The 24,597-nt window shown below is 54.3% G+C and carries 29 protein-coding genes; 12 read left to right on the plus strand and 17 right to left on the minus strand.

Going from position 1 to position 24,597, the window contains the following annotated elements:
* Positions 1-245 precede the first annotated feature (245 nt).
* Complete coding sequence (locus QRN24_RS13800; RefSeq protein ID WP_014168347.1) at positions 246-803, plus strand: YtfJ family protein; 558 nt, start codon at positions 246-248, stop codon at positions 801-803.
* Here the strand turns inward: QRN24_RS13800 and cysQ are convergent.
* Positions 797-1,537 carry a 3'(2'),5'-bisphosphate nucleotidase CysQ gene (gene cysQ / locus QRN24_RS13805; protein WP_014168346.1) on the minus strand — a complete coding sequence of 247 codons (741 nt, stop codon included), beginning with the start codon at positions 1,535-1,537 and terminating at the stop codon, positions 797-799. The two genes, QRN24_RS13800 and cysQ, sit on opposite strands and share 7 nt — an antisense overlap.
* A gap of 190 nt (positions 1,538-1,727) precedes the next feature.
* Between cysQ and QRN24_RS13810 the strand changes: the two genes are divergently transcribed.
* Positions 1,728-3,671, plus strand: coding sequence for a bifunctional 2',3'-cyclic-nucleotide 2'-phosphodiesterase/3'-nucleotidase (locus QRN24_RS13810; RefSeq protein WP_138013442.1), 1,944 nt, complete (start codon positions 1,728-1,730; stop codon positions 3,669-3,671).
* Between the two features lie 44 nt (positions 3,672-3,715).
* On the opposite strand, the gene QRN24_RS13815 is transcribed toward QRN24_RS13810, so the two are convergent.
* Positions 3,716-4,102 (minus strand): winged helix-turn-helix transcriptional regulator, encoded by a 387-nt coding sequence (locus QRN24_RS13815; RefSeq protein ID WP_014168344.1) that lies wholly within the window; start codon positions 4,100-4,102, stop codon positions 3,716-3,718.
* 84 nt (positions 4,103-4,186) lie between these two features.
* On the opposite strand from QRN24_RS13815, the gene QRN24_RS13820 reads away from it, so the two are divergent.
* From QRN24_RS13820 to QRN24_RS13830, 3 genes are all read left to right on the plus strand, one after another.
* Positions 4,187-5,035 carry an SDR family oxidoreductase gene (locus QRN24_RS13820; RefSeq protein ID WP_138013441.1) on the plus strand — a complete coding sequence of 283 codons (849 nt, stop codon included), beginning with the start codon at positions 4,187-4,189 and terminating at the stop codon, positions 5,033-5,035.
* 81 nt (positions 5,036-5,116) lie between these two features.
* Complete coding sequence (locus QRN24_RS13825; protein WP_284942826.1) at positions 5,117-5,941, plus strand: AraC family transcriptional regulator; 825 nt, start codon at positions 5,117-5,119, stop codon at positions 5,939-5,941.
* 75 nt (positions 5,942-6,016) lie between these two features.
* On the plus strand, positions 6,017-6,982 hold the full coding sequence (locus tag QRN24_RS13830) for a DMT family transporter (RefSeq protein ID WP_047355596.1): 966 nt from the start codon (positions 6,017-6,019) through the stop codon (positions 6,980-6,982).
* Here the strand turns inward: QRN24_RS13830 and QRN24_RS13835 are convergent.
* Complete coding sequence (locus tag QRN24_RS13835) at positions 6,979-8,628, minus strand: methyl-accepting chemotaxis protein (protein ID WP_014168340.1); 1,650 nt, start codon at positions 8,626-8,628, stop codon at positions 6,979-6,981. The two genes, QRN24_RS13830 and QRN24_RS13835, sit on opposite strands and share 4 nt — an antisense overlap.
* 245 nt (positions 8,629-8,873) lie before the next feature.
* Between QRN24_RS13835 and ytfE the strand changes: the two genes are divergently transcribed.
* Positions 8,874-9,536 carry an iron-sulfur cluster repair protein YtfE gene (ytfE, locus tag QRN24_RS13840; RefSeq protein ID WP_014168339.1) on the plus strand — a complete coding sequence of 221 codons (663 nt, stop codon included), beginning with the start codon at positions 8,874-8,876 and terminating at the stop codon, positions 9,534-9,536.
* Positions 9,537-9,601: 65 nt separating this feature from the next.
* On the opposite strand, the gene cycA is transcribed toward ytfE, so the two are convergent.
* Together cycA and bamJ are read right to left on the minus strand one after the other, a co-directional pair.
* On the minus strand, positions 9,602-11,011 hold the full coding sequence (gene cycA / locus QRN24_RS13845) for a D-serine/D-alanine/glycine transporter (protein WP_014168338.1): 1,410 nt from the start codon (positions 11,009-11,011) through the stop codon (positions 9,602-9,604).
* Positions 11,012-11,324: 313 nt separating this feature from the next.
* Positions 11,325-11,945, minus strand: a complete 621-nt coding sequence (gene bamJ / locus QRN24_RS13850) for a BamJ family beta-barrel-assembly machinery protein (protein ID WP_025205816.1) — start codon at positions 11,943-11,945, stop codon at positions 11,325-11,327.
* A gap of 233 nt (positions 11,946-12,178) precedes the next feature.
* On the opposite strand from bamJ, the gene QRN24_RS13855 reads away from it, so the two are divergent.
* Complete coding sequence (locus QRN24_RS13855) at positions 12,179-12,823, plus strand: OapA family protein (protein WP_020882930.1); 645 nt, start codon at positions 12,179-12,181, stop codon at positions 12,821-12,823.
* Between the two features lie 45 nt (positions 12,824-12,868).
* Here QRN24_RS13855 and QRN24_RS13860 read toward each other — a convergent pair whose 3' ends face one another.
* The 5 genes from QRN24_RS13860 to rpsF all read right to left on the minus strand — a co-directional run bounded on the left by QRN24_RS13860 (position 12,869) and on the right by rpsF (position 15,387).
* On the minus strand, positions 12,869-13,798 hold the full coding sequence (locus tag QRN24_RS13860; RefSeq protein WP_025205818.1) for a DMT family transporter: 930 nt from the start codon (positions 13,796-13,798) through the stop codon (positions 12,869-12,871).
* A 149-nt stretch (positions 13,799-13,947) separates the two neighbouring features.
* A complete protein-coding gene (rplI, locus tag QRN24_RS13865; protein ID WP_014168334.1) occupies positions 13,948-14,397 on the minus strand; it encodes a 50S ribosomal protein L9 in 450 nt (149 codons plus the stop codon).
* Between the two features lie 41 nt (positions 14,398-14,438).
* Positions 14,439-14,666: a 30S ribosomal protein S18 gene (gene rpsR, locus QRN24_RS13870; protein ID WP_000135199.1), complete on the minus strand. Its 228-nt coding sequence runs from the start codon at positions 14,664-14,666 to the stop codon at positions 14,439-14,441.
* A gap of 4 nt (positions 14,667-14,670) precedes the next feature.
* Positions 14,671-14,985 (minus strand): primosomal replication protein N, encoded by a 315-nt coding sequence (gene priB, locus QRN24_RS13875; protein WP_003856035.1) that lies wholly within the window; start codon positions 14,983-14,985, stop codon positions 14,671-14,673.
* A 6-nt stretch (positions 14,986-14,991) separates the two neighbouring features.
* A complete protein-coding gene (gene rpsF / locus QRN24_RS13880) occupies positions 14,992-15,387 on the minus strand; it encodes a 30S ribosomal protein S6 (protein WP_014068637.1) in 396 nt (131 codons plus the stop codon).
* Positions 15,388-15,728: 341 nt separating this feature from the next.
* Between rpsF and yjfY the strand changes: the two genes are divergently transcribed.
* Positions 15,729-16,004, plus strand: coding sequence for a DUF1471 family protein YjfY (gene yjfY / locus QRN24_RS13885; protein WP_284942817.1), 276 nt, complete (start codon positions 15,729-15,731; stop codon positions 16,002-16,004).
* Positions 16,005-16,147: 143 nt separating this feature from the next.
* Here yjfY and QRN24_RS13890 read toward each other — a convergent pair whose 3' ends face one another.
* From QRN24_RS13890 to ulaA, 6 genes are read right to left on the minus strand one after another with little or no spacing between them, the layout of a single operon-like run.
* Positions 16,148-16,834, minus strand: coding sequence for an L-ribulose-5-phosphate 4-epimerase (locus QRN24_RS13890; protein ID WP_284942818.1), 687 nt, complete (start codon positions 16,832-16,834; stop codon positions 16,148-16,150).
* The gene (locus QRN24_RS13895; RefSeq protein ID WP_025206246.1) at positions 16,827-17,687 is read right to left on the minus strand and encodes an L-ribulose-5-phosphate 3-epimerase; all 861 of its coding nucleotides are present in this window, start codon (positions 17,685-17,687) and stop codon (positions 16,827-16,829) included. The genes QRN24_RS13890 and QRN24_RS13895 overlap by 8 nt, the downstream gene beginning before the upstream one ends.
* A 9-nt stretch (positions 17,688-17,696) precedes the next feature.
* Positions 17,697-18,347: a 3-keto-L-gulonate-6-phosphate decarboxylase UlaD gene (gene ulaD / locus QRN24_RS13900; protein ID WP_008502901.1), complete on the minus strand. Its 651-nt coding sequence runs from the start codon at positions 18,345-18,347 to the stop codon at positions 17,697-17,699.
* 13 nt (positions 18,348-18,360) lie between these two features.
* Positions 18,361-18,828, minus strand: coding sequence for a PTS ascorbate transporter subunit IIA (ulaC, locus tag QRN24_RS13905; protein WP_014168330.1), 468 nt, complete (start codon positions 18,826-18,828; stop codon positions 18,361-18,363).
* Between the two features lie 9 nt (positions 18,829-18,837).
* Positions 18,838-19,143 (minus strand): PTS ascorbate transporter subunit IIB, encoded by a 306-nt coding sequence (gene ulaB, locus QRN24_RS13910; RefSeq protein ID WP_014168329.1) that lies wholly within the window; start codon positions 19,141-19,143, stop codon positions 18,838-18,840.
* Between the two features lie 12 nt (positions 19,144-19,155).
* A complete protein-coding gene (ulaA, locus tag QRN24_RS13915; protein ID WP_025206247.1) occupies positions 19,156-20,556 on the minus strand; it encodes a PTS ascorbate transporter subunit IIC in 1,401 nt (466 codons plus the stop codon).
* A gap of 358 nt (positions 20,557-20,914) precedes the next feature.
* Here ulaA and ulaG point away from each other — a divergent pair, with 358 nt between their 5' ends.
* On the plus strand, positions 20,915-21,979 hold the full coding sequence (gene ulaG / locus QRN24_RS13920) for an L-ascorbate 6-phosphate lactonase (RefSeq protein WP_020882936.1): 1,065 nt from the start codon (positions 20,915-20,917) through the stop codon (positions 21,977-21,979).
* A 111-nt stretch (positions 21,980-22,090) separates the two neighbouring features.
* Positions 22,091-22,846 (plus strand): HTH-type transcriptional regulator UlaR, encoded by a 756-nt coding sequence (gene ulaR / locus QRN24_RS13925; protein WP_014168326.1) that lies wholly within the window; start codon positions 22,091-22,093, stop codon positions 22,844-22,846.
* Here ulaR and yjfP read toward each other — a convergent pair.
* Positions 22,843-23,565 carry an esterase gene (gene yjfP / locus QRN24_RS13930; protein WP_025206248.1) on the minus strand — a complete coding sequence of 241 codons (723 nt, stop codon included), beginning with the start codon at positions 23,563-23,565 and terminating at the stop codon, positions 22,843-22,845. The genes ulaR and yjfP overlap by 4 nt on opposite strands.
* Before the next feature lie 137 nt (positions 23,566-23,702).
* Here yjfP and bsmA point away from each other — a divergent pair, with 137 nt between their 5' ends.
* Positions 23,703-24,032: a biofilm peroxide resistance protein BsmA gene (bsmA, locus tag QRN24_RS13935; protein WP_025206249.1), complete on the plus strand. Its 330-nt coding sequence runs from the start codon at positions 23,703-23,705 to the stop codon at positions 24,030-24,032.
* Positions 24,033-24,180: 148 nt separating this feature from the next.
* Complete coding sequence (yjfN, locus tag QRN24_RS13940) at positions 24,181-24,456, plus strand: DUF1471 family protease activator YjfN (protein WP_025206250.1); 276 nt, start codon at positions 24,181-24,183, stop codon at positions 24,454-24,456.
* The last annotated feature ends 141 nt before the right edge of the window (positions 24,457-24,597 follow it).

The raw sequence follows: 24,597 nt of genomic DNA on the forward strand, positions 1-24,597 counted from the left end.
AAGACTATAGACCAGAACTACGGTGTTACCCAGTATGCATAAGTTTATTTACCGTTTGATTACAATTATTCAGAATAATCTTTGCAAAGCTTCACTCAAGGCAGTATAAGCCGTCGTTTTTTCATGGATATGTGCGTTCACCCGCAAACTGGCATCGGGATTGCGGGAAAACCACATTGATCGCACTTATGATTAAAAGCGTATGACCAAGTGGTCGGATCACCTGCAAACAATAAGGAAACACCATGACCCTACGTACTATCCTTGCAGCAGCCTGCCTGCTTCTGCCCCTGTGGGCTAGCGCTCACGCGATTGAAAAAGGACAACGAGTACCACCAGTCGGCATTGCTGACCGGGGAGAATTGATTCTCGACAATGATAAGTTTAGCTACAAAGCGTGGAATAGCGCGCAGCTCGCAGGCAAAGTGAGAGTTGTACAACATATTGCCGGTCGTACATCCGCAAAAGAGAAAAATGCCAACCTGGTGGAAGCGATCAAGGCCGCAAAATTCCCACACGACCGCTACCAGACCACCACGATTGTTAATACTGACGATGCCATTCCTGGCTCCGGAATGTTTGTGCGTTCAAGCCTTGAGAGCAATAAAAAACTCTATCCGTGGTCGCAGTTTATTGTCGACAGCAACGGCGTGACGCGTAAGGCGTGGCAGCTGGAGGAAGAGAGCTCTGCAATCATCGTGCTGGATAAAGACGGCCGCGTGCAGTGGGTGAAAGACGGGGCATTAACCCAGGAAGAGGTGCAGCAGGTTGTCGCCCTGCTGCACAAACTGCTGGCTCAATAAATAGAGACGCGGAAGCCGGGGTTAAGGAAGGATTCGCGCGGGGTGTAGTCCAGCGGCTTACCCTGCCAGTCATGAACATGTGCCCCGGCTGCCGTGGCGACCGCATGCCCTGCCGCGGTATCCCAGACGTTCGTTGGCCCAAAGCGAGGATAGAGCTGGGCATGGCCTTCCGCCACCAGACAGAATTTCAGTGATGAACCAATCGAGGTCGTCTGGTGTTCACCCAGCTGTTGCAGATATTCCTGCAGTTCGCTGTCGCTGTGCGACCGGCTGATCACCACCAGCGGTGGACGCGCATCGCGCACCTGAATCTGCTTACGCACGCCGCACTCTTCCTTCCACGCCTTACCGTCTGCAGCGCTGTACATGACCTTCATCACCGGCGCGTATACCACCCCAAGCACCGCTTTGCCTTTTTCAATCAGCGCGATGTTGACGGTGAACTCACCGTTACGCTTGATAAACTCTTTGGTGCCGTCGAGGGGGTCCACCAGCCAGTAACGCTGCCAGTGCTGACGCTCGTCCCAGCTCTGCGGCGCTTCTTCTGACAGGACCGGGATATCCGGCGTTAAGGCCTGCAGTCCTTGCAGGATCACCTTGTGAGCCGCGATATCCGCCGCGGTGACCGGAGAGTCATCTGCCTTGCTGACGACCTCCATCGGTTTTGCACCGTCATACACCTGCATGATGGCATCTCCCGCATCCCGTGCGAGCTGACAAATCTTATCTAACATTCTCCACCTCTTTGTTAACGCAGTGGGGTTAACTCTTTGTTTTAGTTATATCGTAATGGGAACAATTCCGCTATCTGTGAAGCAATTCTGGTTTCATGGCGCTTTTTTCTGTCAGGATTCACATTTATGTAAGCAACACGCTATAGATACATATTCTTTTGTGGCCTGGATCGAAAAAAGGACTCCTCTGATGATTAAGTTTAGCGCAACGCTCCTGGCGACGCTGATTGCAGTGAGCGTACAGGCGGCGACGGTAGACCTGCGAATTCTGGAAACTACCGACCTGCACAGCAACATGATGGACTTCGATTACTACAAAGATACCCCGACGGAAAAATTCGGACTGGTACGCACGGCAAGTTTGATCGCTGCCGCCCGCAATGAAGTTAAAAACAGCGTGCTGGTCGACAACGGCGATCTCATTCAGGGTAGCCCGCTCGGGGACTACATGGCGGCGAAGGGGCTGAAGAAAGGCGAGATCCATCCCGTTTATAAGGCGATGAATACGCTGGATTATGCCGTCGGCAACCTGGGCAACCACGAATTTAACTACGGCCTGAAGTACCTGCACGATGCGCTAGCTGGCGCGAAATTCCCGTACGTTAACGCCAATATCATCGACGTTAAGACGCAGAAGCCGCTCTTTACCCCCTATCTGATTAAAGAGACCGAGGTTGTCGATCAGGACGGTAAAAAACAGACGCTTAAAATCGGCTATATCGGCTTTGTGCCGCCGCAAATCATGACCTGGGATAAAGCCAACCTCGACGGTAAAGTGACCGTTAACGATATTACCGAAACTGCGCGCAAATACGTGCCGGAAATGCGCGAAAAAGGCGCAGATCTGGTGGTGGTGGTTGCGCACTCGGGACTCTCCGCCGATCCGTATCAGGCCATGGCGGAAAACTCCGTTTATTATCTGAGTGAAGTCCCGGGCGTCGATGCGATTCTGTTCGGCCACGCCCACGCGGTCTTCCCGGGTAAGGACTTTGCCAACATTAAGGGTGCAGACATCGAGAAAGGGACGCTCAATGGCGTGCCGTCGGTGATGCCGGGCATGTGGGGCGATCACCTTGGTGTGGTGGATCTGGTCCTCAATAACGACGGCGGCGACTGGAAGGTCACTCAGTCAAAAGCAGAGGCGCGCCCGATTTACGACGCTGCGGCTAAAAAATCACTCGCCGCCGAAGATAAAAAACTGGTCGACGTGCTGAAGCACGATCACGACGCCACCCGCGACTTCGTCAGCAAGCCCATCGGTAAATCCGCCGATAACATGTACAGCTACCTGGCGCTGGTGCAGGATGACCCGACTGTCCAGGTGGTTAACATGGCGCAAAAAGCCTATGTCGAACACGTTATTCAGGGCGACCCGGACCTGGCAAAACTGCCGGTGCTGTCGGCCGCAGCACCGTTCAAAGTGGGCGGGCGTAGGAATGACCCGGCAAGCTACGTTGAAGTCGAAAAGGGCCAGCTAACCTTCCGTAACGCCGCCGATCTCTACCTCTATCCGAACACCCTGGTGGTAGTGAAAGCGACGGGTAAAGAGGTGAAGGAATGGCTGGAGTGCTCCGCCGGGCAGTTTAACCAGATTGATCCGCACAGCAGCAAGCCGCAGTCGCTGATTAACTGGGATGGCTTCCGGACCTATAACTTTGACGTGATTGACGGCGTGGAGTATCAGATTGATGTTACCCAGCCTGCAAAATATGACGGCGAATGCCAGGTCATTAACCCGCAGGCCGAGCGCATCAAAAACCTGACCTTTAAGGGCAAAGCCATCGACCCGAATGCCACCTTCCTGGTGGTAACCAATAACTACCGCGCCTACGGCGGCAAGTTTGCCGGCACGGGAGATAGCCATATTGCCTTTGCCTCACCGGACGAGAACCGCTCGGTGCTGGCGGCGTGGATCAGCGCGGAGTCCAAAAAAGCGGGGGGCATTCATCCGGCAGTGGACAACAACTGGCGCCTGGCTCCCATTCACAGCGACACGCCGCTGGACATCCGTTTTGAAACTTCACCGTCCGATAAAGCGGCGGCATTTATTAACGATAAAGCCCACTATCCGATGAAGAAAGTTGCAACGGATGATATTGGCTTCGCCATTTATCAGGTGGATTTAAGCAAGTAACGCGGTGTGTGCCGGGTAGCGGCTTCGCCTTACCCGGCCTGCCTTTACGCCGCGCGTTCTTCCCGGTTCGCCATCACCTGCGGCGTATGCACTTCTATCCAGTCCGCCAGCGCGGCCACTTTCTCACTCACCTCTGTCCCTAACGGCGTCAGGCTATACTCAACGTGCGGTGGTACAACCGGATACGAGACGCGATTAACAAACCCGTCCTGTTCCAGCGCCTGTAGCGACTGAGCCAGCATCTTTTCGCTGACGCCCCCCATTTTTCGGCGCAGGTCGCTGAAACGGTGGGTTCCCTGCCGCAGGGCCACCAGAATCAGCACGCCCCAGCGGCTGGTGACATGTTTGAGAACCTCTCTGGAAGGACACTGTTCCGCGAAGAGGTTGCCATCGCGCATTTGTTCGCTGAGTGTCGGTATCGTTGTTTTCATACTTACCTTTATGTACGTACTTACTAAAAGTTAGCTATGGTGCTAGTGTGCCACAACACCAGACAAACACGAAGAGGATTCATCATGATCGCAATTACCGGCGCAACCGGCCAGCTTGGCCAGCTCGTTATCGAACAGCTGTTAAACACCGTACCGGCAAACCAGATTGTGGCGATTGTCCGCAATCCGGCAAAAGCTGAAGCCCTGAGCCAGCAGGGCATTACCGTTCGTCAGGGGGATTACGCTGACGAAAGCACAATGACCTCCGCGCTTAAGGGCGTAGAAAAGCTGCTGCTGATCTCCTCCAGCGAAGTGGGTCAGCGCGCCACCCAACATCAGAACGTCATTAATGCTGCCAAAGCCGCAGGCGTGAAATTCATCGCCTATACCAGCCTGCTGCATGCGGATAAATCGCCGCTGGGTCTGCACGTTGAACACGTCGCGACGGAGAAGGCGCTGGCGGAGTCCGGTATCCCTTACGCCCTGCTGCGTAACGGCTGGTACACCGAAAACTATCTGGCGAGCGCACCGCCCGCGCTGGAGCACGGCGTATTTATTGGCGCGGCCGGTGAAGGCAAAATCGCCTCTGCCACCCGTGCGGATTACGCGGCTGCCGCGGCAAAAGTCATCTCCGGAGACGGCCATGCAGGCAACGTATACGAGCTGGCCGGCGACCACGCCTGGACGCTGAGCGAACTGGCGGCCGAACTCAGCAAACAGAGCGGCAAAAACGTGGCGTATCAGAACATGAGCGAGGCGGATTTTGCCGCGGCGCTGAAGGGCGTTGGCCTGCCTGCCGGGCTGGCGGATATGCTGGCGGACTCCGATGTGGGCGCGTCTAAAGGCGGCCTGTTTGACGACAGCCATACGCTGAGCAAACTGATCGGGCGTCCAACCACACCGCTTTCAGAGAGCATTAAAGCCATCCTGTAAATGTTGCAAAATGGTTATTTTTTGTAGCATCCCCTCGGGTCATCTCTGATAATGGAGAGATGACTCATGAGGAGGTTCACCGTGCAGGGCGTACCGGAACAGTTCATTGATGAGAGAGACAGCGCGCGCTTTCGCCATCTGGCGCATTTGCCGGGCCTGGAGCTTTATCACGCGCATATTTCTGACTACGCCTTTGAGCCTCATACGCATGAAGCCTTCGGCATCGGCACCATTGAAACCGGTGCCGAACGCTTTCGCTATCGCGGTACCCAGCATCTCGCGGCGGAAAAATCCGTCGTGACCATGAACCCGGACGAGATCCACACCGGGGAGTCGGCGACGGATGGCGGCTGGCGCTACCGGATGGTTTACATTGAACCCGATCTGCTGGAAGAGGTAACCGGCCTTCGCCACTGGTGGTTTAGCGACGTAACCCGCCATGACCCGCTGCGCTCACAGCAAATCGGCAGGCTTATCTATGGCCTGTGGCATACGGACGACCCGCTGGCGCAAAAAGGCCTGCTGCTGGATCTGATCGAGACCTTCCAGCCGTTAGCCCGCCACGCGCCGGTTACCCGGGAAGGTGCACACCGGTTCGAACGGGTTCGTGAGTATATGCACGACAACTACATGCACGCCCTGACGCTGGACGAGCTGGCCGACGTGGTCTCACTGAGCCCCTACCATTTTCAGCGCCAGTTCAAGGCACATTTCCATGTCACTCCGCATCAGATGCTGATGGCTATCCGCCTGTGGCGCGCCAAAGCGTTTCTCACGCGCGGCATGCCCGCCGCCGAAGTCGCCGCCGCGACCGGGCTGACCGATCAGTCCCATTTGACTCGCGCCTTTACCCACCGCTATGGCATTACCCCCGTGCGCTACCAGAAGCAGGTCATTAAGCGCTGATGCGCAACCTCATACAATACGCGCGCCCTTCCCCCTCCTACACTGAACGCAGAATAAACCGATGTGGATGGAAAAATGATTAGTGGTGTGTTGTATGCCCTGCTTGCGGGTCTGATGTGGGGACTGATCTTTGTCGGCCCGCTGATCGTGCCGGAGTACCCGGCAATACTGCAGTCGACCGGACGTTATCTGGCACTGGGGCTGATTGCTCTCCCGCTGGCGTGGCTCGGTCGTGCACGTTTGCGTCAACTCGGCCGACAGGACTGGTTCACCGCGCTGGCGCTGACCATGATGGGCAACCTTATCTATTATGTTTGCCTGGCGAGCGCCATTCAGCGAACCGGTGCACCGGTATCTACCATGATTATCGGCACGCTGCCCGTGGTGATCCCGGTCTTCGCTAACCTGCTTTACAGCCACCGCGACGGGAAACTGGCGTGGTCAAAAATGGTACCAGCGTTGGGGTGTACCGCCGTGGGGCTGGTCTGCGTCAACATTGCCGAGCTGCAGCATGGGCTGGAGGACTTCTCGCTGTTGCGTTACGGTTCTGGCATCCTGCTGGCATTCGTTTCCGTGGTGTGCTGGGCGTGGTATGCCCTGCGCAACGCGCGCTGGCTGCGGGAAAACCCGGATAAACACCCGATGATGTGGGCGACGGCTCAGGCGTTGGTCACGCTCCCGGTTTCGCTTATAGGCTATGTGGGGGCCTGTCTCTGGTTAGGCCATCAGCAACCGGATTTCGCTCAACCGTTCGGGCCGAGACCGTGGGTCTTTGTCGGGCTGATGCTGGCGATTGCGGTGCTCTGCTCGTGGGTGGGCGCGCTGTGCTGGAATATCGCCAGCCAGAAGCTGCCGACGGTGATTTTAGGGCCGTTGATTGTATTCGAAACGCTGGCCGGGCTGCTTTACACCTTCCTGATGCGCCAGAGCGTACCGCCGCTGTTAACCGCCTGCGGGATTATATTGCTGGTCGTTGGGGTCGTGATGGCGGTGAGAGCAAAGCCGGAAAAACCGATGGTCGTTCCGGCTTCAGAGAGTTAAAACGTTTCCCAGTTCGCTTCAGACGTCGCCGCAACAGGTTTAGCCGCTGGAGTGTAGCTTTTCACCGGCGCGGCGTTGACCACCGGGTTGCGGGTAATTTTAAACACCGCCACCGCTTCGTTCAGGCGTGCCGCCTGATCTTCCAGCGCGGCCGCCGCTGCCGCAGACTCCTCTACCAGCGAGGCGTTCTGCTGGGTCACGCGATCCATCTCGGCCACCGCCTGACCTACCTGATCGATACCGCGGCTCTGCTCGTCAGAGGCAGAGGCAATCTCGCCCATGATGTCGGTCACGCGGGTGACCGCATTCACGATCTCCGCCATCGTCGCCCCGGCTTCGTTTACCAGCTGTGAGCCGGCATTCACGCGCTCGCCGGAATCGTCGATCAGCGCTTTAATCTCTTTTGCCGCCTGAGCGCTACGCTGGGCAAGGGTACGCACCTCACCTGCGACCACCGCAAAGCCACGGCCCTGCTCGCCTGCACGCGCGGCTTCCACCGCCGCGTTCAGCGCCAGGATGTTGGTCTGGAAGGCAATGCCGTCGATTACGTTGGTAATTTGCGCAATTTTGCTGGAACTGGTCGCAATGTCGTCCATGGTGCGCACCACACCCTCCACCACATTACCGCCCTTCTTCGCGGTTGAGGAGGCATCGAGCGCCAGACGGGAAGCCTGACGTGCGTTATCGGCGTTTTGTTTTACCGTGGCGGTCAGTTGTTCCATGCTGGCAGCCGTCTCTTCCAGAGAGGCAGCCTGCTGCTCGGTACGGGAAGAGAGGTCGTTGCTGCCCGCAGAGATTTCCCCTGCACCGGTGTAAATGGTGTCTGCGCCTTCACGCACCACGCCCACCGTGTTTGCCAGCGAGGTTTGCATCTCCTGAACGTTGCGCGCCAGGATTGCCATTTCATTCTTACCCTCTGCCTGAATCGGCTGGGTCAAATCCCCTGCGGCAATGGCGCGGATATGGCCAATCACATCCTGCAGCGGCAGCAGCAGAACGCGGCGCATCGCAATCCAGCTGGAAACGATCACGGCAATCACCAGCAGCATGACCGCGGAGAGGATCCACAGGATACGTTTATAATCGTTTTCGTTGTCTTTAATCCCTCTGTCCGTGAGGACGGCCTGAGCTTCACGCCATTCACGGTACACGTTCTGCATCGCGGTCTGTTTCTGCTCCGCATTCTGCTTGAACATATCTTCCAGATTGCCCTGGCCCAGCAGGACGTTCATTTGCGTCAGCGTGGCGGAGTAAATACGGTACTGCTCTTCCAGACGGTTAGCCAGATTCTCGTCCAGACCCGGAGTATTAGGCAACGCGTAGTATTTATCGTAATGGGACTGCGCATCCGCCAGCAGGTTCTTCGCCGTGTTCACCAGTTCATTCAACTGGCCGCCGTTAATCTGAGACGCCATGCTGCTTTGCAGACGCAGCATGCCGCGGTTCAGGGTCACGCGGGCCTGGTTGAGGCTGATCCATGCATCGGTAAACTCGGCGACATTCTGGCTTGAGAGCTGCGAGACGGTGAAGTTATCTTTGTCGTTATTCAGCGCGTTGATAAAAATGCCGGCGGAAATGACTTGCATGATGCCGAGCACAAGCAGCACCGAAATAAGAAGGGTAATGACTTTTATACGTTTAAACATGCGTTGCCTTTTTTATATGCAGGTTTGTCTGACGTGGATATATCGGCACGCACGGCGAGTTGTTTACTGTTTCCCCACGTTAAAAAACTTTCTAAAGTAATTTCCTGCATTCATTCAGCAAGTTAAAAGTCATTATTTTTTTGTGATCTGGTTCTCACTTTTCCCCTTCCCTCTAAAGGGTTATAGCATCGCCTTAAAGATGCATTTAAAATGCACCTTATATTATTGATGACGAGGTAACTGCTATGGCCTTCCGCGACCAACCCCTTGGCGAGCTGGCGCTCTCCATCCCGCGCGCGTCCGCGCTGTTTCGTAAATACGATATGGATTACTGCTGTGGCGGTAAGCAAACCCTGGCACGTGCCGCCTCGCGTAAAGAGCTGGATGTGGGGCTCATTGAAGCGGAGCTGGCGCAACTGGCTGAGCAGCCTATTGAGAAAGACTGGCGCACTGCAGCCCTTGCCGACATCATCGACCATATCATCGTGCGTTTTCACGACCGTCACCGTGAACAGCTGCCTGAACTGATCCTGCAGGCGACAAAAGTGGAGCGCGTTCACGCCGACAAACCTTCCGTACCACGCGGTCTGGCGAAATACCTGACCCTGCTTCACGAAGAGCTTTCCAGCCACATGATGAAAGAGGAGCAAATCCTCTTCCCGATGATCAAACAGGGTATGGGCAGCCAGGCGATGGGGCCCATCAGCGTTATGGAAAGCGAACATGATGATGCAGGCGAACTGCTGGAAGTGATTAAACACACTACCCATAACGTTACACCGCCACCAGAGGCGTGCACCACGTGGAAAGCGATGTACAACGGCATTAACGAGATGATCGACGACCTGATGGAACACATCAGTCTTGAGAATAACGTCCTGTTCCCGCGTGCCCTCGCAGGTGAATAAAAAAAGGCGCCCGAGAGCGCCTTCCTGAGGTTATCATTCGGCCACAGCATCTGTGGCCTTTTTTATTAACGCATGCCTGCCATACGTTTCTTACCGATAAATAGCCATCCCAGCCCCAGCGCGATGAACCACAGCGGCGTGACGATTAACGCCTGACGGGTATCGTCTTCCAGCGTCAGCAGAACCAGCACGAAGACGAAGAACGCCATGCACACCCAGCACATCAGCTTGCCCAGCGGCATTTTGTAGATCGATTTTTCATGCAGGTGCGGACGCTGTTTGCGGTACACCAGGTAAGAACACAGGATGATGGTCCAGACGAACATGAACAGGATCGCAGAGACCGTGGTGATCATGGTAAACGCACCGATCACACTCGGGTTCACGTAGAGCATCACCACACCGCCCAGCAGGCAGATACAGGAGAAGGTCAGCCCTTTCGCCGGCACCGCACGCTTAGACAGTTTGGCAAACGCGCGTGGCGCAACCCCTTCCTGTGCCAGACCAAACAGCATACGGCTGGTAGAGAACACCCCACTGTTGGCTGAAGAGGCCGCGGAGGTCAGCACCACGAAGTTAATCAGGCTTGCGGCCGCAGGCAATCCAACCAGTACAAACAGCTCAACGAACGGGCTCTTGGTCGGTACAACGGAGCTCCACGGCGTCACGGACATGATGATAATCAGCGCGAACACGTAGAACATAATGATACGAATCGGGATGGAGTTAATCGCGCGCGGCAGGGATTTCTCCGGATCTTTAGTTTCCGCCGCCGTGGTACCGACCAGCTCAATCCCCACAAAGGCAAACACCGCAATCTGGAAACCGGCAAAGAAGCCGCTGATGCCTTTCGGGAACCAGCCGCCGTCATTCCACAGATGCGCGAACGAAGCCTGAACGCCGGTTGGAGACTGGAAGTGCGTCAGTACCATCACCAGGCCGACAACAATCAGGGCGATAATCGCCACGATTTTGATCATCGCAAACCAGAACTCCATCTCACCGAACATTTTAACGGTGGCGAGGTTAAGGCTCAGCAGCAGAACAATCACCGCCAGCGAGGCCACCCAGTCCGATAATCCCGGGAACCAGAATTGCGCGTAGGCCGTGATGGCGACCACATCCGCCATGCCGGTCACCACCCAGCAGAACCAGTAGGTCCAGCCAGTGAAGTAGCCCGCCCAGGGGCCAAGCAGGTCGGAAGCGAAATCGCTAAAGGATTTGTATTCGAGGTTCGAGAGCAGCAATTCACCCATTGCACGCATCACGAAGAAGAGCATAAAACCGATGATCATATAAACGAAAATGATCGACGGCCCGGCAAGACTGATGGTTTTACCTGACCCCATAAACAGCCCGGTACCGATGGCACCCCCGATGGCAATGAGCTGAATATGACGGTTTGTGAGATTGCGCCGTAGCGACTGTTCAGACGACGCCTCTTCGTCGGCGACGACTTTAACCTGATCTACCATGTGATATTTTCCTGTTTATGCCTGTCTGTGTTGTTAAGGCTCTTCTGGCCTTTAAATACGTCAAAAAAATAACGGTCCCCATGAAAGGACTCATCGATATTAGGTAAGAATCGGCGGGATGAATACTATGATTTGGATATTATGTTAATAATATGTTTAAAGTGAGTGTCATATCACTCATACAACGCGAAACAGCTCACAAAAATACACGCAACAGTTTCGTTTGCAAGATAAAATGTTGATTCCGTCGTAACTGTAGGTTTTATCACTATATTCCTCTCCCCTGAAGGAGAGAGGAAATAAGAAAAGCTGATTACAGAATTTCCAGCAGCTCGACTTCAAACACCAGGGTGCTGAATGGCGGGATGGACGCACCAGCGCCACGCTCGCCGTACGCCAGGTTGTGCGGGATAGTCAGTTCCCATTTGGAACCCACTGGCATCAGGGTCAGCGCTTCGATCCAGCCCGCGATAACGCCGTTAACCGGGAATTCAGCCGGTTCGCCACGTGCTACAGAGCTGTCGAACACCGTACCGTCGATCAGTTTACCGGTGTAGTGCACGCGAACGTGGTCAGTACGCGCCGGGATTGCACCGTCGCCCTGGTTGATCACGCGGAACTGCAGGCCAGACTCGGTGCTGTTCACGCCTTCACGCTCACGGTTCTCTTCCAGATATTTCACGCCTTCTGCAGCCATCTCTTCGAAACGCGCGCGACGCACGGCGTCAGCACGTTCGTGGATTTCACGCAGCGCACGGTGCACGACATCAACCGGAACTGCCGGGTTGTTGCCTTCCAGCGCATCAGCGATACCCGCCACCAGCGCTTCGGGTAACAGACCTTCCAGGCCGGATTCGCTCAGCTGCTGTCCTACCTGCAAGCCGATACCGTAACTTGCCTGCGCTTCGATAGTGTCAAAAGTCGGGGTGGTCATGGGTTTTCCTTCCATCACATTTAAAGTAGCGGGCAGCATATCAGCCATGCCCTTATGGGTAAAACTTTGTCTGAAGTTAAGGTGACAAACCGCGACGAAACAGAAACAATAGAGAGAACCAGGATTAATCCCGAACGAATGTCACGGATGTCGGGTTTGCTACGCCGTTCAGGCAGTTAGCAAACTATACTTCGGAGCACAGGATAAAAAAGACGCGGAGCAGGAGGAGAGCCATGCCCGGGCGATTTGAACTGAAACCTACCCTGGCGAAAATCTGGCAGGCGCCGGACAATTTTCGCATCATGGACCCGCTGCCGCCTCTGCATCGCAGAGGGATCATCATTGGCGCGCTGATGGTGATCGTGGGCTTCCTGCTTCCTTCCGGTGGCGATGACGCCGACACCGCGACGGTGACCCGCAATGCCCAGCTGGATATTCAGTCGCAAACGCGACCGCAGCCGGACACACAGCCTGTGCAGACGCAACTGGTCACCCCGTCGAACGATCCGGGACAGGTTGCGCCTGTTGAACCGGAACCCATTCAGGATGAACAGCCACAGGAACAGGCAGCGGCCCCGGCAGAGCCACAGGCTCAGCAGCCAACCGGCATTGAGCAGCAGTGGCGTTCCTATCGCGTAGAGCCGGGTAAAACCCTTGCGCAGCTGTTCCGCGACCACAATCTGCCGCCAACCGATGTGTATGCCATGGCGCAGGTGGAAGGCGCGGGCAAGCCGCTCAGTAATTTGCAGAACGGCCAGCTGGTGCAGATACGTCAGAATGCCAGCGGTGTCGTCACCGGGCTCACGATTGATACGGGAAATGGCCAGCAGGTGCTGTTTACCCGCCAGCCTGACGGTAGTTTTATCAGAGCACGTTAATGTTCAGGCCGGGTAAGGCGAGCCAGCCCCCCGGCAATGCCCTTCTTAGTGACTCCGCTTATTGACCCACCAGATCCCCGAGCAGACCAGCACCAGCGCAATCGCATATTTGATGTCCAGAATGTTTTCACCGAGGAAAATGGCAGACAGCACCGTCCCGGCAACGGGGATCACAAAGTTGAACGGGGCAATCATACTTACGCGGTTCACTTTCAGCAGCGCGCTCCAGAGGGCGAACGCTACCGAAGAGAGTAACGTCAGATACCCCAGCACCGCGACGGCCGTCATGCTATGCACTTCCAGCGTCCCTCCCGTGAGATAGCCACCCGCCACCAGCGCCGCGCCGCCGATAGCCAGCTGCCAGCCGGTCATTACTGTCGGGTCGACGGTCTGGGAGATGCGTTTTCCGTAAAGCGTGGCGGCAGAAAGGATAAAGGCTGCCAGCACCACAAACCCGTCTCCCTTCCAGACGAAGCTGAATTCGCTTAACCCGCCGTGGAAGTTAACCAGCATCACTCCGGCAAAGCCCAGAATACAGCCAAGCGTTTTGTTATAGCTGAGCTTGTCGTTGTGGTAGATGAAGTGCGCCAGCAGCACGCTGAAGAAAGTGCCGGTGGCGTTCATGATCGAGCCGTTCACACCTGTCGTGTAGGCCAGTCCGATATAAAAGAAGGTGTACTGAATGCTCGTCTGCGTCAGTCCCAGGACGGTCAATTGCCCAAACTGCCCGGGCGTGAACCTGCCGATGGGCTTGCGCTGTGCTAACGCAAAGAGAAGCAGCAGCACACCCGCAAACAGAAAACGGTAACCGGCGAACACGACCTTTGAGGGAATATCATCGGTGGCAATCTGGAAGAGTTCATAACCGCTTTTTATGGCCGGGTAAGAGCTACCCCAAAGCAGACAGCAGAGCGTGGCGCAGGCATAGGCCACCTTTCGACGGGCAAATACGGGCGTGGGCAGAGCGGTTTCCATGTCGAATCTCATAAATAAAATTACGTTTCATTTTATTATCAGAGAATGCGCCAGGAATAGCGACCCTACAAGCACTAAAGCGCGAGTCTGGTCCCTTAAAAAGCAAAACGCCGGCACAAGGCCGGCGCTTCGACGTGAGCAGAGTAAAATTACTCAGCTACAACGTTAACAACCAGTTTAGCGAACACTTCGCTGTGAACCTGGAAGTCCACTTCGTGCTCACCAGTGGTACGCAGAACACCGTTCGGCAGACGAACTTCGCTCTTAGCCACTTTAACGCCAGCTGCAGTTACTGCATCAGCGATATCGCGGGTACCGATGGAACCGAACAGTTTACCTTCGTCGCCAGCTTTGGAAACGATGGTAACAGTGCCCAGTGCGTTGATTGACTCAGCGCGAGCATTAGCAGCCGCCAGAACGTCAGCCAGTTTGGCTTCCAGTTCAGCGCGACGTGCTTCGAAAAACTCTACGTTTTTCTTGGTAGCTGGAACAGCTTTACCCTGTGGAACCAGGAAGTTACGAGCGTAGCCCGCTTTAACGTTTACCTGATCACCCAGGCTGCCCAGGTTTGCTACTTTATCAAGCAGAATAACTTGCATTACCTTATCCTCTTAAAGTCGTATTAATGGACCGTGCCCGATTACTGATGACGATCAGTGTACGGCAGCAGGGACAGGTAGCGAGCGCGTTTGATAGCGCGAGCCAGCTGACGCTGGTATTTTGCACGAGTACCGGTGATACGGCTTGGGACAATCTTACCGCTTTCGGTGATGTAGTTTTTCAGCGTTGCGATATCTTTATAGTCGATCTCTTGAACGCCTTCCGCGGTGAAACGGCAGAACTTGCGACGACGGAAATAACGTGCCATATGGCTAGTCTCCAGAATCTATCAAATCAATCTGCTCGGCATGCAGAACCATTTTGCTCAGGCCGTTCTTTGCCTTGTGGCAAGAAATGAACCCCTGAACGATTACTGCGCTACCGACCGTTAAACTGTGAGTAATGGCCTGGTTTTCGTGTCCGCTAATAATAACGGGCATTTGGCACCACGCCTGCCGGTGAAAGCCGGCTTCCTCTTGCACAGAACGATGCTCAAGCACGAACTGGCAATGCGGAATTCCTGATGGACTGACCTTACGAAGGGGGGTCCTGCACACGGTACCGGACAACACCAGACGGTTGGTCATCAGAAATTACTCTTCAGAATCCCCAGCATCAGAATCATCTGCGGTTTCGTTTGCGAAATCATCGCGACGCTCACGGCGCTCGTCTTTCGCTTTAACCATCGGAGATGCTTCGGTCACTGCGTTTTTGGTACGCATAACCATGCTGCGGATAACGGCATCGTTGAAGCGGAAGGTAGTTTCCAGCTCATCGATCACTTCCTGCGGCGCTTCAACGTTCATCAGAACGTAGTGTGCTTTGTGCAGTTTGTTAATCGGGTAAGCCAGCTGACGGCGGCCCCAGTCTTCCAGACGGTGGATCGTACCTTCTGCACCAGTGATGGCAGCAGAGTAGCGCTCGATCATGCCCGGAACCTGTTCGCTCTGGTCAGGATGGACCATAAAAACGATTTCGTAATGACGCATCGAATTGCTCCTTACGGATTATTCAGCCTCCTGTCTGGGTCAGCCGAGGCCCGGGGAGGCAAGGAACGTGTTAAAGGTCGGCTGAAAAATTGACGCGTCATAATACTTGCGCGCCCCTGGAAACTCAAGCTGATTGCACAAATAATTCGCACAAAGCGTAAAGCTGGTCTAAGTGGGTGATTTAAAATTAATCACATCAGGAAGCGTTGTTTTTTTGAACAACAGCATCAGAAATGGTCACGCATCCCCGCCGGATAAGTGATTACACTTTAATCAGAGACCTTATTTATAAAAGGAGAGCAACACCCCCTTTCACAGCACGCAGTCGTGGAGCGCATATCATGAAAAAAATCGCATTTGCCGTAATGGCTGCACTTTTGCTCAGTGCAAACGCGATGGCAGCCATCAAGATAGACGGCCGGCAGGCCCAAAACATGGATGATGTGCAGAGCTTAGGCGTAATCTACATCAATCATAATCTCGCCACTGAAAGTGAAGCAGATCAGGCACTCAATCAAGAGACCGATGCTCAGGGTGCACAATATTATCACGTCATACTGATGCGTGAGCCCGGCAGCAACGGCAATATGCACGCCAGTGCAGATATCTACCGATAACGCTTTAACGCTAGCACCAGGAAAGCCAACAAAGAGAACATAGCCATAGTTTAACTTGCCCCCCTGCCCGGGGGCTTTTTTTTTGCTAATGGCTCTGAAATACCACCGGTTACAACTGTTTTTCGGTATTCCAGAGCACTTATTCACTTCTGCCCGTAATAGGCGTTGGGCCCATGTTTACGCATGAAATGTTTATTCATAAGGTAATCATCAATGCCCTGAAGCTGCGGATTGATGCCGCGGGCGATCCACGCCATTCGCGCCACTTCCTCCATCACCACCGCGTTATGCACGGCATCGTGAGCGTCTATTCCCCACGAGAATGGACCGTGCTGATACACCACAATACCCGGCGTATGCAGCGGCTCACGCTCAGCCAGCGTGTCGATAATGACGCGACCGGTGTTGAGTTCATACTCCCCTTCCACTTCGGCCTGCGTTAATGCCCGCGTGCAGGGAATATCGCCAAAGAAGTAGTCTGCATGCGTGGTGCCAAGAGCCGGAATGGGCAGCCCTGCCTGCGCCCAGGCCGTGGCATGGGTCGAGTGTGTATGTACAACGCCGCCCAGGGAGGGATAACGCTGATACAGTGCCAGATGGGTGGCGGTATCAGAAGAAGGCCGCCACTTTCCGTCAACCACGTCGCCATGAAGATCCACAACCACCATGTCGTCGGCGGTCATGGATTCATAGGGCACACCGCTGGGCTTAATCACGACCCGCCCCTGCTCACGGTCGATGGCGCTGACGTTACCCCAGGTAAACGTCACCAGACCGTAGCGAGGTAGATCCATATTGGCCTCAAAGACCTGCTGCTTAAGCTTATGCATGCTCAGCCTCCAGCAACCCAGCCCGCGCCATACGTTCACGGACCCAGTCCCGCGCCTTCGCCACTTCGGCTGCCGGGTCGTCCGACGTTTCACTCCACATCTCAATCAGGTAAGGCCCGCAATACCCTGTCTGTTTGAGCGTCTGGAAGCACCGTTCGAAATCCACCACCCCGGTGCCGAACGGAACATTTTTGAATACACCAGGCCGGGTATCTTTGACATGAACCGCCACGATATGACCAATACCCGCCTGCAGTTCCATCTGCACGTCGTTATCCCAGGCTGACAGATTGCCGATATCAGGGTAGAGCTGGAACCACGGATTATTCAGGTAGTGCGCGTAACCCAGCGCCTTGCTGATGGAGTTCATTAACGGATAATCCATGATCTCCATCGCCAGCGTCACCTGAGCACGGCTGGCCATGTCGACGCTCTCTTTCAGGCCGTCACGAAAACGACGGCGCGTTTCATTGTTGGCGTCCTGATAGTAAACGTCATACCCCGCCAGCTGGATCACACGGATGCCGACATCCTGGGCAAAGCGAATGGCTTTACGCATGATCTCCAGCCCCTGAGCACGCACAGCATCATCTTCACTGCCAAGCGGAAAACGACGGTGGGCGCTGAGGCACAGGGAAGGCACACGTACCCCCGTTTCAGCGATGGCGCTTACCAGTGCCAGACGCTGTTCGCGGCTCCAGTCCAGGCGAGACAGGCGTTCGTCTGTCTCATCCACTGACATTTCGACAAAATCGAAACCGAGTTGTTTCGCCAGTTGCAGCCGCTCCAGCCAGCACTCCCCCGCAGGGAGTGCCTTTTCATAGATGCCGAGCGGGACTTGTTTAGACAACATACCCGCTCCTTAGCCCCAAAGCTGAGCGATTGAGCGTTTGAACTGACGCGCGGCTTCTACCGGAGAGGCGGCATCACGGATGCTACGGCCTGCGATAAAGACATGAATTGGGATACCTTTGAACAGCGGCAGATCTTCCAGCGCCAGGCCTCCGGTCACGGTCACTTTGAAGCCCATATCGGCCAGACGCTTAATCGCGCTGATATCCGCTTCCCCCCACGCTACCCCAGCGGCCTGCGCATCACGGCTACGGTGATAAACCACCTGTTGAATGCCCGCGTCACGCCACTCCTGCGCCTGCTCCCAGGTCCAGAACCCGGTCAGCTCAATCTGCACATCACCGTTGAACTCTTTTGCCACATCCAGCGCACCTTTAGCCGTGTTGATATCCGCACAGCAAATAACGGTGACCCAGTCAGCATTGGCTTCAAAACACATACGGGAAAGAATTTTGCCCGCATCGGCAATCTTGGCATCCGCCAGCACGATTTTATGCGGATACAGCGCCTTCAGGTCGCGGACGGCGCGAACGCCTTCGCCCACGCACAGAATGGTACCGACTTCGATGATGTCCACTTCTTCCGCAATCAGGCGGGTGGTTTCGTAAGCGTGAGACAGAGTCTGGTTATCCAGCGCGACCTGCAACATTGGTAATGACATTTTCAATTCCCTCTTAAACTGCCGCCGCAGTGGCGTTATCAATTAAATCCAGCACATCCTGCTCGGTGCGGCAGGCGCGTAAACGGTCGAAGTTGGCCTCATCATCAAACAGATTAACGATCTGCATAATGCCCACCTCCTGGTGGGTGTTGGCATCAACAGCCGCCATGGTGATGAGGATGTCGACCGGGTCGTTATCTTCGTGGTTGAAAGCCAGTGGTGTTTTCAGCGTAACCAGCGCAAAGCCGGTTTTTTTAACGCCCTCTTCCGGGCGGCCGTGCGGCATCGCCAGCCCTGGTGCAATCACGAAGTAAGGGCCGTGCTCTGCAACACCATCCAGAATGGCCTGGTAATAACGCGGCTCGACAACATCGGCTTTTACCAGCAGATCTACGCTAAGTTTCACCGCTTCCTGCCAGGTGCTGGCGTCGGCCTGTAAAAGGATGGAGCTATTCTCTGCCAGCGAATCACGTAGTTTCATGTTGCGTCCTTACTTCACATCTTGTGGGAAATGCGCGTTGATCACTTCCAGCAGCTTTGGCCCAAAGTCGGCTGGCGACAGCATGTTGCGCACGCCTACCACATATTTGTTGCCTGTCACGGTGATCTCACCGGCGATGTGGGTAGAGGCGATGATGATGTCCGCGCCGTTCAGTTCACTTTTGTATTCGCCCACTGCGCAGCTGTTCACCGTGTGGTCGATGTTTGACTGGGTTAAAAACTGGTCCACTTTCATCTTCATGATCATGGAACTCCCTTGCCCATTGCCACACACAGCCAGGATACGTACGGTCATAATCGAAACTCCTTAATGAGCAGAAACTTCTGCTGTTTGTTTTTCTGCATCTTCTTCAGCCCGCAGAGAGCGACCAGCGAAGAACATATAAGCCAGAGCAATGAGGATGATGACAGCCATAAAGATCAGGCCAACAGAGGCGAAGCCCTGCATCATCGGTGGTGCCAGAATTGACCAGTCGGCCATGCCCATCCAGGCGCTCATACCGGTGAGCTTGACCGCCCACACACACCCGAAGATTTCCACCATCCCCATCACCAGGCAGATCTTGAGCGCCGCGCGCCAGCCACCAAAGTGGTTCGCAAAGACGCCGATGGTGGCGTTGGAGAAGAACATCGGGATAAAGCCAGGAATGATCAGAATGGAAGAGCCGCAACCCACCAGGATACCCACCGCAATCAGCTGGCCGATGGTGCCCCACATGAAGCCCCAGACCACCGCGTTTGGCGCGAAGCTGTAGATAGCCGCGCAGTCAATCGCCAGTACCGCACCTGGAATCAGACGCTGAGAGATACCGTTGAAGGCTTCGGACAGCTCGGCAACGAACATACGCACGCCCTGGGTGATAATGAAAATCGCCACCGCGAAGGAGAAACCGGTCTGCAGGATATAGACAGTCCAGTGGGTTTTACCCGCCATCGCCTGTACGACGTCAATGCCAAAGGAGAGCAGAATGGCACCGAAGAAGAGGGTCATCACAATCGCCGTAGAAACGATATTGTCGTGGAAAATATTCAGCCAGCCCGGCAGTTTAAGATCTTCGACGCTCTCTTCTTTTTTACCCAGATACGGCGCGACTTTATAGGCAATCCAGGAGGCAAACTGCTGCTGGTGGCCGATGGAGAAGCCGCAACCGTCGGTGACGTCCTGCGTGGGCTTGTACATCATGTTGGAGGTGATACCCCAGTAGAGCGAGACCAGCACCGCGGTGCAGATAATGGTCGTCCACATTGGGTAGCCGAAGATAAAGAAGGAAACCGCAATCAGCCCTGCCTGCTGGAACATGATATGGCCAGTCAGCATGATGGTGCGAATACCGGTAATGCGGCGCAACAGAACGTAAATGATGTTCAGCGCCAGCGCGAGCAGAACCGCATACCCTACCCAACTGTAGGCATCGCCCATGCGATCGATGGTGGCCATCATCGAGGCGTAGGTGTCAGAGATAGCGCCGTTGATGCCATAGACTTCCGACATTTTGGCCACCACCGGCTTGAAGGTGCCGGTCAAAATGCCTGAACCCGCCTGCAACAGCATGAAACCGATGATGGTTTTAATGGTGCCTTTAATAATAACGCTGACGCTTTTGCGCAGCAGGATATAGCCAAGGCACGTCACGATGCCCAACAACAGCGGGGCATTAGTCATTACCTGATTAAAGAACACGGTAAAGACGTTGTAGAGGATCTCCATAACTCTCTCCAGAAATGAGAACACGAGGGGCAATCCCTGTGCGGTTGGTGACAACACTCTATTAATCACAAATAATCATCACAAGATTAAATCTGATTATTTGTGACGCATCACGCAAATTATTTCCCTGGTGTTAGTAATGATTTTCACTCCGGCATGCCACATAGAATTATTTCAATATAATTCATGCAATTAATGATTAATACGGTAAAAGATAACAAGAAGCGAGAAGAGCATCCGTGACGTCAGGCAGATAAAATTACACATTTTGATCGTTGCAATGCGCGTAAAATGGTGACAGCATTAATCACAACAAATCACCAATTGATTACTTTTGATTAAACCAGGAGTCAAAACGATGAGTAAAGTGAACACCATTACCCGTGAATCATGGATTCTGAGCACTTTCCCGGAATGGGGTAGCTGGCTGAATGAAGAGATTGAGCAGGAACAGGTTGCTCCTGGTACCTTTGCAATGTGGTGGCTGGGGTGCACGGGGATCTGGCTGAAATCAGAAGGTGGCGCGAATATTTGCGTCGATTTCTGGTGCGGCACCGGCAAACAGAGTCACGGTAACCCGCTGATGAAAAAAGGCCATCAGATGCAACGCATGGCGGGCGTGGAAAAACTTCAGCCAAACCTGCGTACCACACCGTTTGTTCTTGATCCGTTCGCCATTCGCCAGATCGATGCCGTTCTCTCTACGCACGATCATAACGATCATATTGATGTCAACGTGGCGGCAGCGGTCATGCAAAACTGTGCCGATGACGTACCGTTCATCGGGCCGCAAACCTGCGTGGATTTATGGATCGGCTGGGGCGTACCGAAAGAGCGCTGCATCGTCATGAAACCGGGCGATGTGGTCAAAATTAAAGACGTTGAGATCCACGCGCTGGATGCCTTTGACCGCACTGCACTGATTACCCTTCCGGCCGATCAGAAAGCCGCAGGCGTACTGCCAGACGGTATGGACGAACGTGCGGTGAACTACCTGTTTAAAACGCCCGGCGGTTCCCTGTACCACAGCGGTGACTCTCACTACTCAAACTACTATGCAAAGCACGGCAATGAGCATCAGATTGATGTGGCGCTCGGCTCATACGGTGAGAACCCACGCGGCATTACAGACAAAATGACCAGCGCCGATATGCTGCGCATGGCGGAAGCGCTGAACACCAAAGTAGTGATCCCTTTCCACCACGATATCTGGTCAAACTTCCAGGCCGACCCACAGGAGATACGCGTACTGTGGGAAATGAAAAAAGACCGCCTGAAGTATGGCTTTAAGCCGTTCATCTGGCAGGTAGGAGGCAAGTTCACCTGGCCGCTGGACAAAGACAATCTCGAGTATCACTACCCACGTGGCTTTGATGATTGCTTTACTCTTGAGCCAGACCTGCCGTTCAAGTCATTCCTCTGATTATTAAGGCCCATCGCCAGACCCGAGTGTCTGGCGGTTTCATATTTCTTTTAGTAATTTCACGCTATTTCAAATATCATCTTTTAAAATCAATTCTTATCGGAATAGCTCATGACGGAAGCGCAACGGCATCAAATATTACTGGAACTCCTGGCGCAAACAGGGTTTGTCACCGTTGAGAAAGTGATCGAACGTTTAGGGATTTCCCCGGCAACAGCGCGGCGGGATATTAATAAGCTGGATGAAAGCGGTAAGCTGAAAAAAGTCCGCAACGGTGCGGAAGCGATTAGCCAGCAGCGTCCACGCTGGACGCCGATGAACATTCATCAGGCGCAAAATCATGATGAAAAAGTCCGTATTGCCAGAGCGGCATCGCAGCTGGTGAACCCCGGCGAGAGCGTGGTGATCAACTGCGGCTCCACGGCGTTTCTGTTAGGTCGGGAGATGTGCGGAAAGCCGGTACAAATCATCACGAACTATTTGCCGCTCGCCAACTATCTTATCGATCAGGAGCATGAGAGCGTGGTGATCATGGGCGGCCAGTATAACAAGAGCCAGTCCATCACACTCAGCCCGCAGGACAGCGAAAACAGTCTTTATGCCGGACACTGGATGTTTACCAGTGGCAAAGGCCTGACCGCGGATGGCCTCTACAAAACCGATATGTTGACCGCCATGGCAGAACAAAACATGCTTAACGTGGTGGGCAAGCTCGTTGTGCTGGTCGACAGCAGTAAAGTGGGCGAACGCGCAGGAATGCTGTTCAGCCGTGCTGAACAGATAGACATGGTGATCACCGGCAAAGGTGCCAACCCTGAGATCCTCCAGAAACTGAAAGATCAGGGTGTCAACGTCCTGTGCGTTTAAAGGTGCTGGCGGAAGAAGTCCACCGTGGCGTCCAGCGCCGTTGGCGTAATGCGGTGGCGAACGCCCGCTTCCCACAGGCAGGTCAGGTTGCCATCCAGCCCCTCGTGCTGTAGCGCCTGCTGAAGCCGGAACGTTTCTCCGGGTGGAACCACATCGTCCGCATCACCATGCCACAACAGCAAAGGACGATCGGCCAGACGCGGTAACGCCCGGGTAACCTCCCACTCTGCAAGCGCCGCCTCAACCTCTGTGAGTGCCTGAGGTGGAAAAAGCGTCTTCGCCAGTGAGGTAAAGTAGCCCGAGCCCATCAGACAAGCCACTGACTTCACTTCTGGATGGTGCGTCATGATCCCCAGCGCCGCCATCCCGCCCATCGATGCCCCAGCCACGGCCAGCCGATTATCAGCCACCAGCCCTGCCTGGTAAAGCGCATCGCGCAGCCCGGCAAACTCGGTCAGGCTACCATGCAAAATGTGCCAGAACTGCCCAAGTCGCGCCTGTTCGTTGCCGGTAAAACGTGCGCCGTGGTCAGGTGCATCCGGCATGACCACACGAAAACCGGCCTGGGCGAGTGCCACCGCAAAATAGCTGTAGACCAGCTTCGATGAGGTAAATCCATGATAAAACACTATAACAGGCAGTGGTTCCTCACGTTTTCCGGCGGGTGTTGCGTGTAATATTTCACGATCACCCAGATGGCGTATTTCAATTTCAATCATTGTCGACCCTGTAATGATGAATGATTCATAATGTTGAGAACTGGGTTACGATTTCACGCTATTTTCATTCGAAAATTACGCCCCAGCTAACACTTCGGGAACATTCCCCCAAAACTAAATTCACAGACAACTACACTATGGCTATCAGGAAACGAGATATGGTTATGCGCAGGTTTGCTGCTTTATTGCTGATGTTACTGCTCAGTGGCTGTAGCGCGCTGCAGGGAACGCCACAACCCGCTCCCCCGGTGGCCGATCACCCGCAGGAAATCCGTCGTAATCAGACGGAAGGATTACAGCGTATGGGTACCGTCTCTGCGCTGGTTCGCGGCTCCCCGGATGACGCGGAAGAAGCAATAAAGGCACAAGCCGTCGCCGCCAAAGCAGATTATTACGTCATCATTATGATCGACGAAACCATCATTACGGGACAGTGGTACTCACAGGCCATTCTGTATCGTCAATGATCGTCTTCATTTGAACGACATTTACACTGCTTTGCGTCCATAGACACTTTCCTGTCCACAATAAACTCCATGCCCGCAACAATGGAAGTGAGTTTATTCGCGAAGGATTGCCCGGCGGATACCGGAGACATGTGAAATGGAGCTGACGATGAAACGAACTCTTGCTTTGACCACACTGTTGCTCTCAGCAGGTCTTGTGAGCACAACCGCGCAGTCAGCTGAATTTGCCAGTGCTGATTGTGTGACTGGCCTGAATGAAATTGGCCAGATCTCCGTGAATAATATCTCGGGGAGCCCGCAGGACGTTGAACGTGTCGTTGCATTAAAGGCCGATGAGCAGGGTGCTTCATGGTATCGCATTATCCAGATGCAGGAAGATCAGTACATCGATCACTGGCGGGTACAGGCCATTCTCTACGCGTAATCTCCCCTCCGATAAAAGCCACTTACTCTTAGTGGCTTTTCGTTTTTGCAAATTTTTTATCTTTTAGCAAACCAATTAAAAACAATTAAATAACATTTTGTTACACTAAAACAGTAAACGTTATCTCTGCTGTGCCGTTGA

It is taken from the genome of Enterobacter sp. MEB024 (genome assembly GCF_030209635.1).
Classification (GTDB): Bacteria; Pseudomonadota; Gammaproteobacteria; order Enterobacterales; family Enterobacteriaceae; genus Enterobacter; species Enterobacter ludwigii.

Bases quoted from the DNA above. Each gene is read 5' to 3' on its own strand.
- QRN24_RS13800 (WP_014168347.1), top strand. From the start codon at position 246: ATGACCCTACGTACTATCCTTGCAGCAGCCTGCCTGCTTCTGCCCCTG.
- cysQ (WP_014168346.1), bottom strand. From the start codon at position 1,537: ATGTTAGATAAGATTTGTCAGCTCGCACGGGATGCGGGAGATGCCATC.
- QRN24_RS13810 (WP_138013442.1), top strand. From the start codon at position 1,728: ATGATTAAGTTTAGCGCAACGCTCCTGGCGACGCTGATTGCAGTGAGC.
- QRN24_RS13815 (WP_014168344.1), bottom strand. From the start codon at position 4,102: ATGAAAACAACGATACCGACACTCAGCGAACAAATGCGCGATGGCAAC.
- QRN24_RS13820 (WP_138013441.1), top strand. From the start codon at position 4,187: ATGATCGCAATTACCGGCGCAACCGGCCAGCTTGGCCAGCTCGTTATC.
- QRN24_RS13830 (WP_047355596.1), top strand. From the start codon at position 6,017: ATGATTAGTGGTGTGTTGTATGCCCTGCTTGCGGGTCTGATGTGGGGA.
- QRN24_RS13835 (WP_014168340.1), bottom strand. From the start codon at position 8,628: ATGTTTAAACGTATAAAAGTCATTACCCTTCTTATTTCGGTGCTGCTT.
- ytfE (WP_014168339.1), top strand. From the start codon at position 8,874: ATGGCCTTCCGCGACCAACCCCTTGGCGAGCTGGCGCTCTCCATCCCG.
- cycA (WP_014168338.1), bottom strand. From the start codon at position 11,011: ATGGTAGATCAGGTTAAAGTCGTCGCCGACGAAGAGGCGTCGTCTGAA.
- bamJ (WP_025205816.1), bottom strand. From the start codon at position 11,945: ATGACCACCCCGACTTTTGACACTATCGAAGCGCAGGCAAGTTACGGT.
- QRN24_RS13855 (WP_020882930.1), top strand. From the start codon at position 12,179: ATGCCCGGGCGATTTGAACTGAAACCTACCCTGGCGAAAATCTGGCAG.
- QRN24_RS13860 (WP_025205818.1), bottom strand. From the start codon at position 13,798: ATGGAAACCGCTCTGCCCACGCCCGTATTTGCCCGTCGAAAGGTGGCC.
- rplI (WP_014168334.1), bottom strand. From the start codon at position 14,397: ATGCAAGTTATTCTGCTTGATAAAGTAGCAAACCTGGGCAGCCTGGGT.
- rpsR (WP_000135199.1), bottom strand. From the start codon at position 14,666: ATGGCACGTTATTTCCGTCGTCGCAAGTTCTGCCGTTTCACCGCGGAA.
- priB (WP_003856035.1), bottom strand. From the start codon at position 14,985: ATGACCAACCGTCTGGTGTTGTCCGGTACCGTGTGCAGGACCCCCCTT.
- rpsF (WP_014068637.1), bottom strand. From the start codon at position 15,387: ATGCGTCATTACGAAATCGTTTTTATGGTCCATCCTGACCAGAGCGAA.
- yjfY (WP_284942817.1), top strand. From the start codon at position 15,729: ATGAAAAAAATCGCATTTGCCGTAATGGCTGCACTTTTGCTCAGTGCA.
- QRN24_RS13890 (WP_284942818.1), bottom strand. From the start codon at position 16,834: ATGCATAAGCTTAAGCAGCAGGTCTTTGAGGCCAATATGGATCTACCT.
- QRN24_RS13895 (WP_025206246.1), bottom strand. From the start codon at position 17,687: ATGTTGTCTAAACAAGTCCCGCTCGGCATCTATGAAAAGGCACTCCCT.
- ulaD (WP_008502901.1), bottom strand. From the start codon at position 18,347: ATGTCATTACCAATGTTGCAGGTCGCGCTGGATAACCAGACTCTGTCT.
- ulaC (WP_014168330.1), bottom strand. From the start codon at position 18,828: ATGAAACTACGTGATTCGCTGGCAGAGAATAGCTCCATCCTTTTACAG.
- ulaB (WP_014168329.1), bottom strand. From the start codon at position 19,143: ATGACCGTACGTATCCTGGCTGTGTGTGGCAATGGGCAAGGGAGTTCC.
- ulaA (WP_025206247.1), bottom strand. From the start codon at position 20,556: ATGGAGATCCTCTACAACGTCTTTACCGTGTTCTTTAATCAGGTAATG.
- ulaG (WP_020882936.1), top strand. From the start codon at position 20,915: ATGAGTAAAGTGAACACCATTACCCGTGAATCATGGATTCTGAGCACT.
- ulaR (WP_014168326.1), top strand. From the start codon at position 22,091: ATGACGGAAGCGCAACGGCATCAAATATTACTGGAACTCCTGGCGCAA.
- yjfP (WP_025206248.1), bottom strand. From the start codon at position 23,565: ATGATTGAAATTGAAATACGCCATCTGGGTGATCGTGAAATATTACAC.
- bsmA (WP_025206249.1), top strand. From the start codon at position 23,703: ATGGCTATCAGGAAACGAGATATGGTTATGCGCAGGTTTGCTGCTTTA.
- yjfN (WP_025206250.1), top strand. From the start codon at position 24,181: ATGAAACGAACTCTTGCTTTGACCACACTGTTGCTCTCAGCAGGTCTT.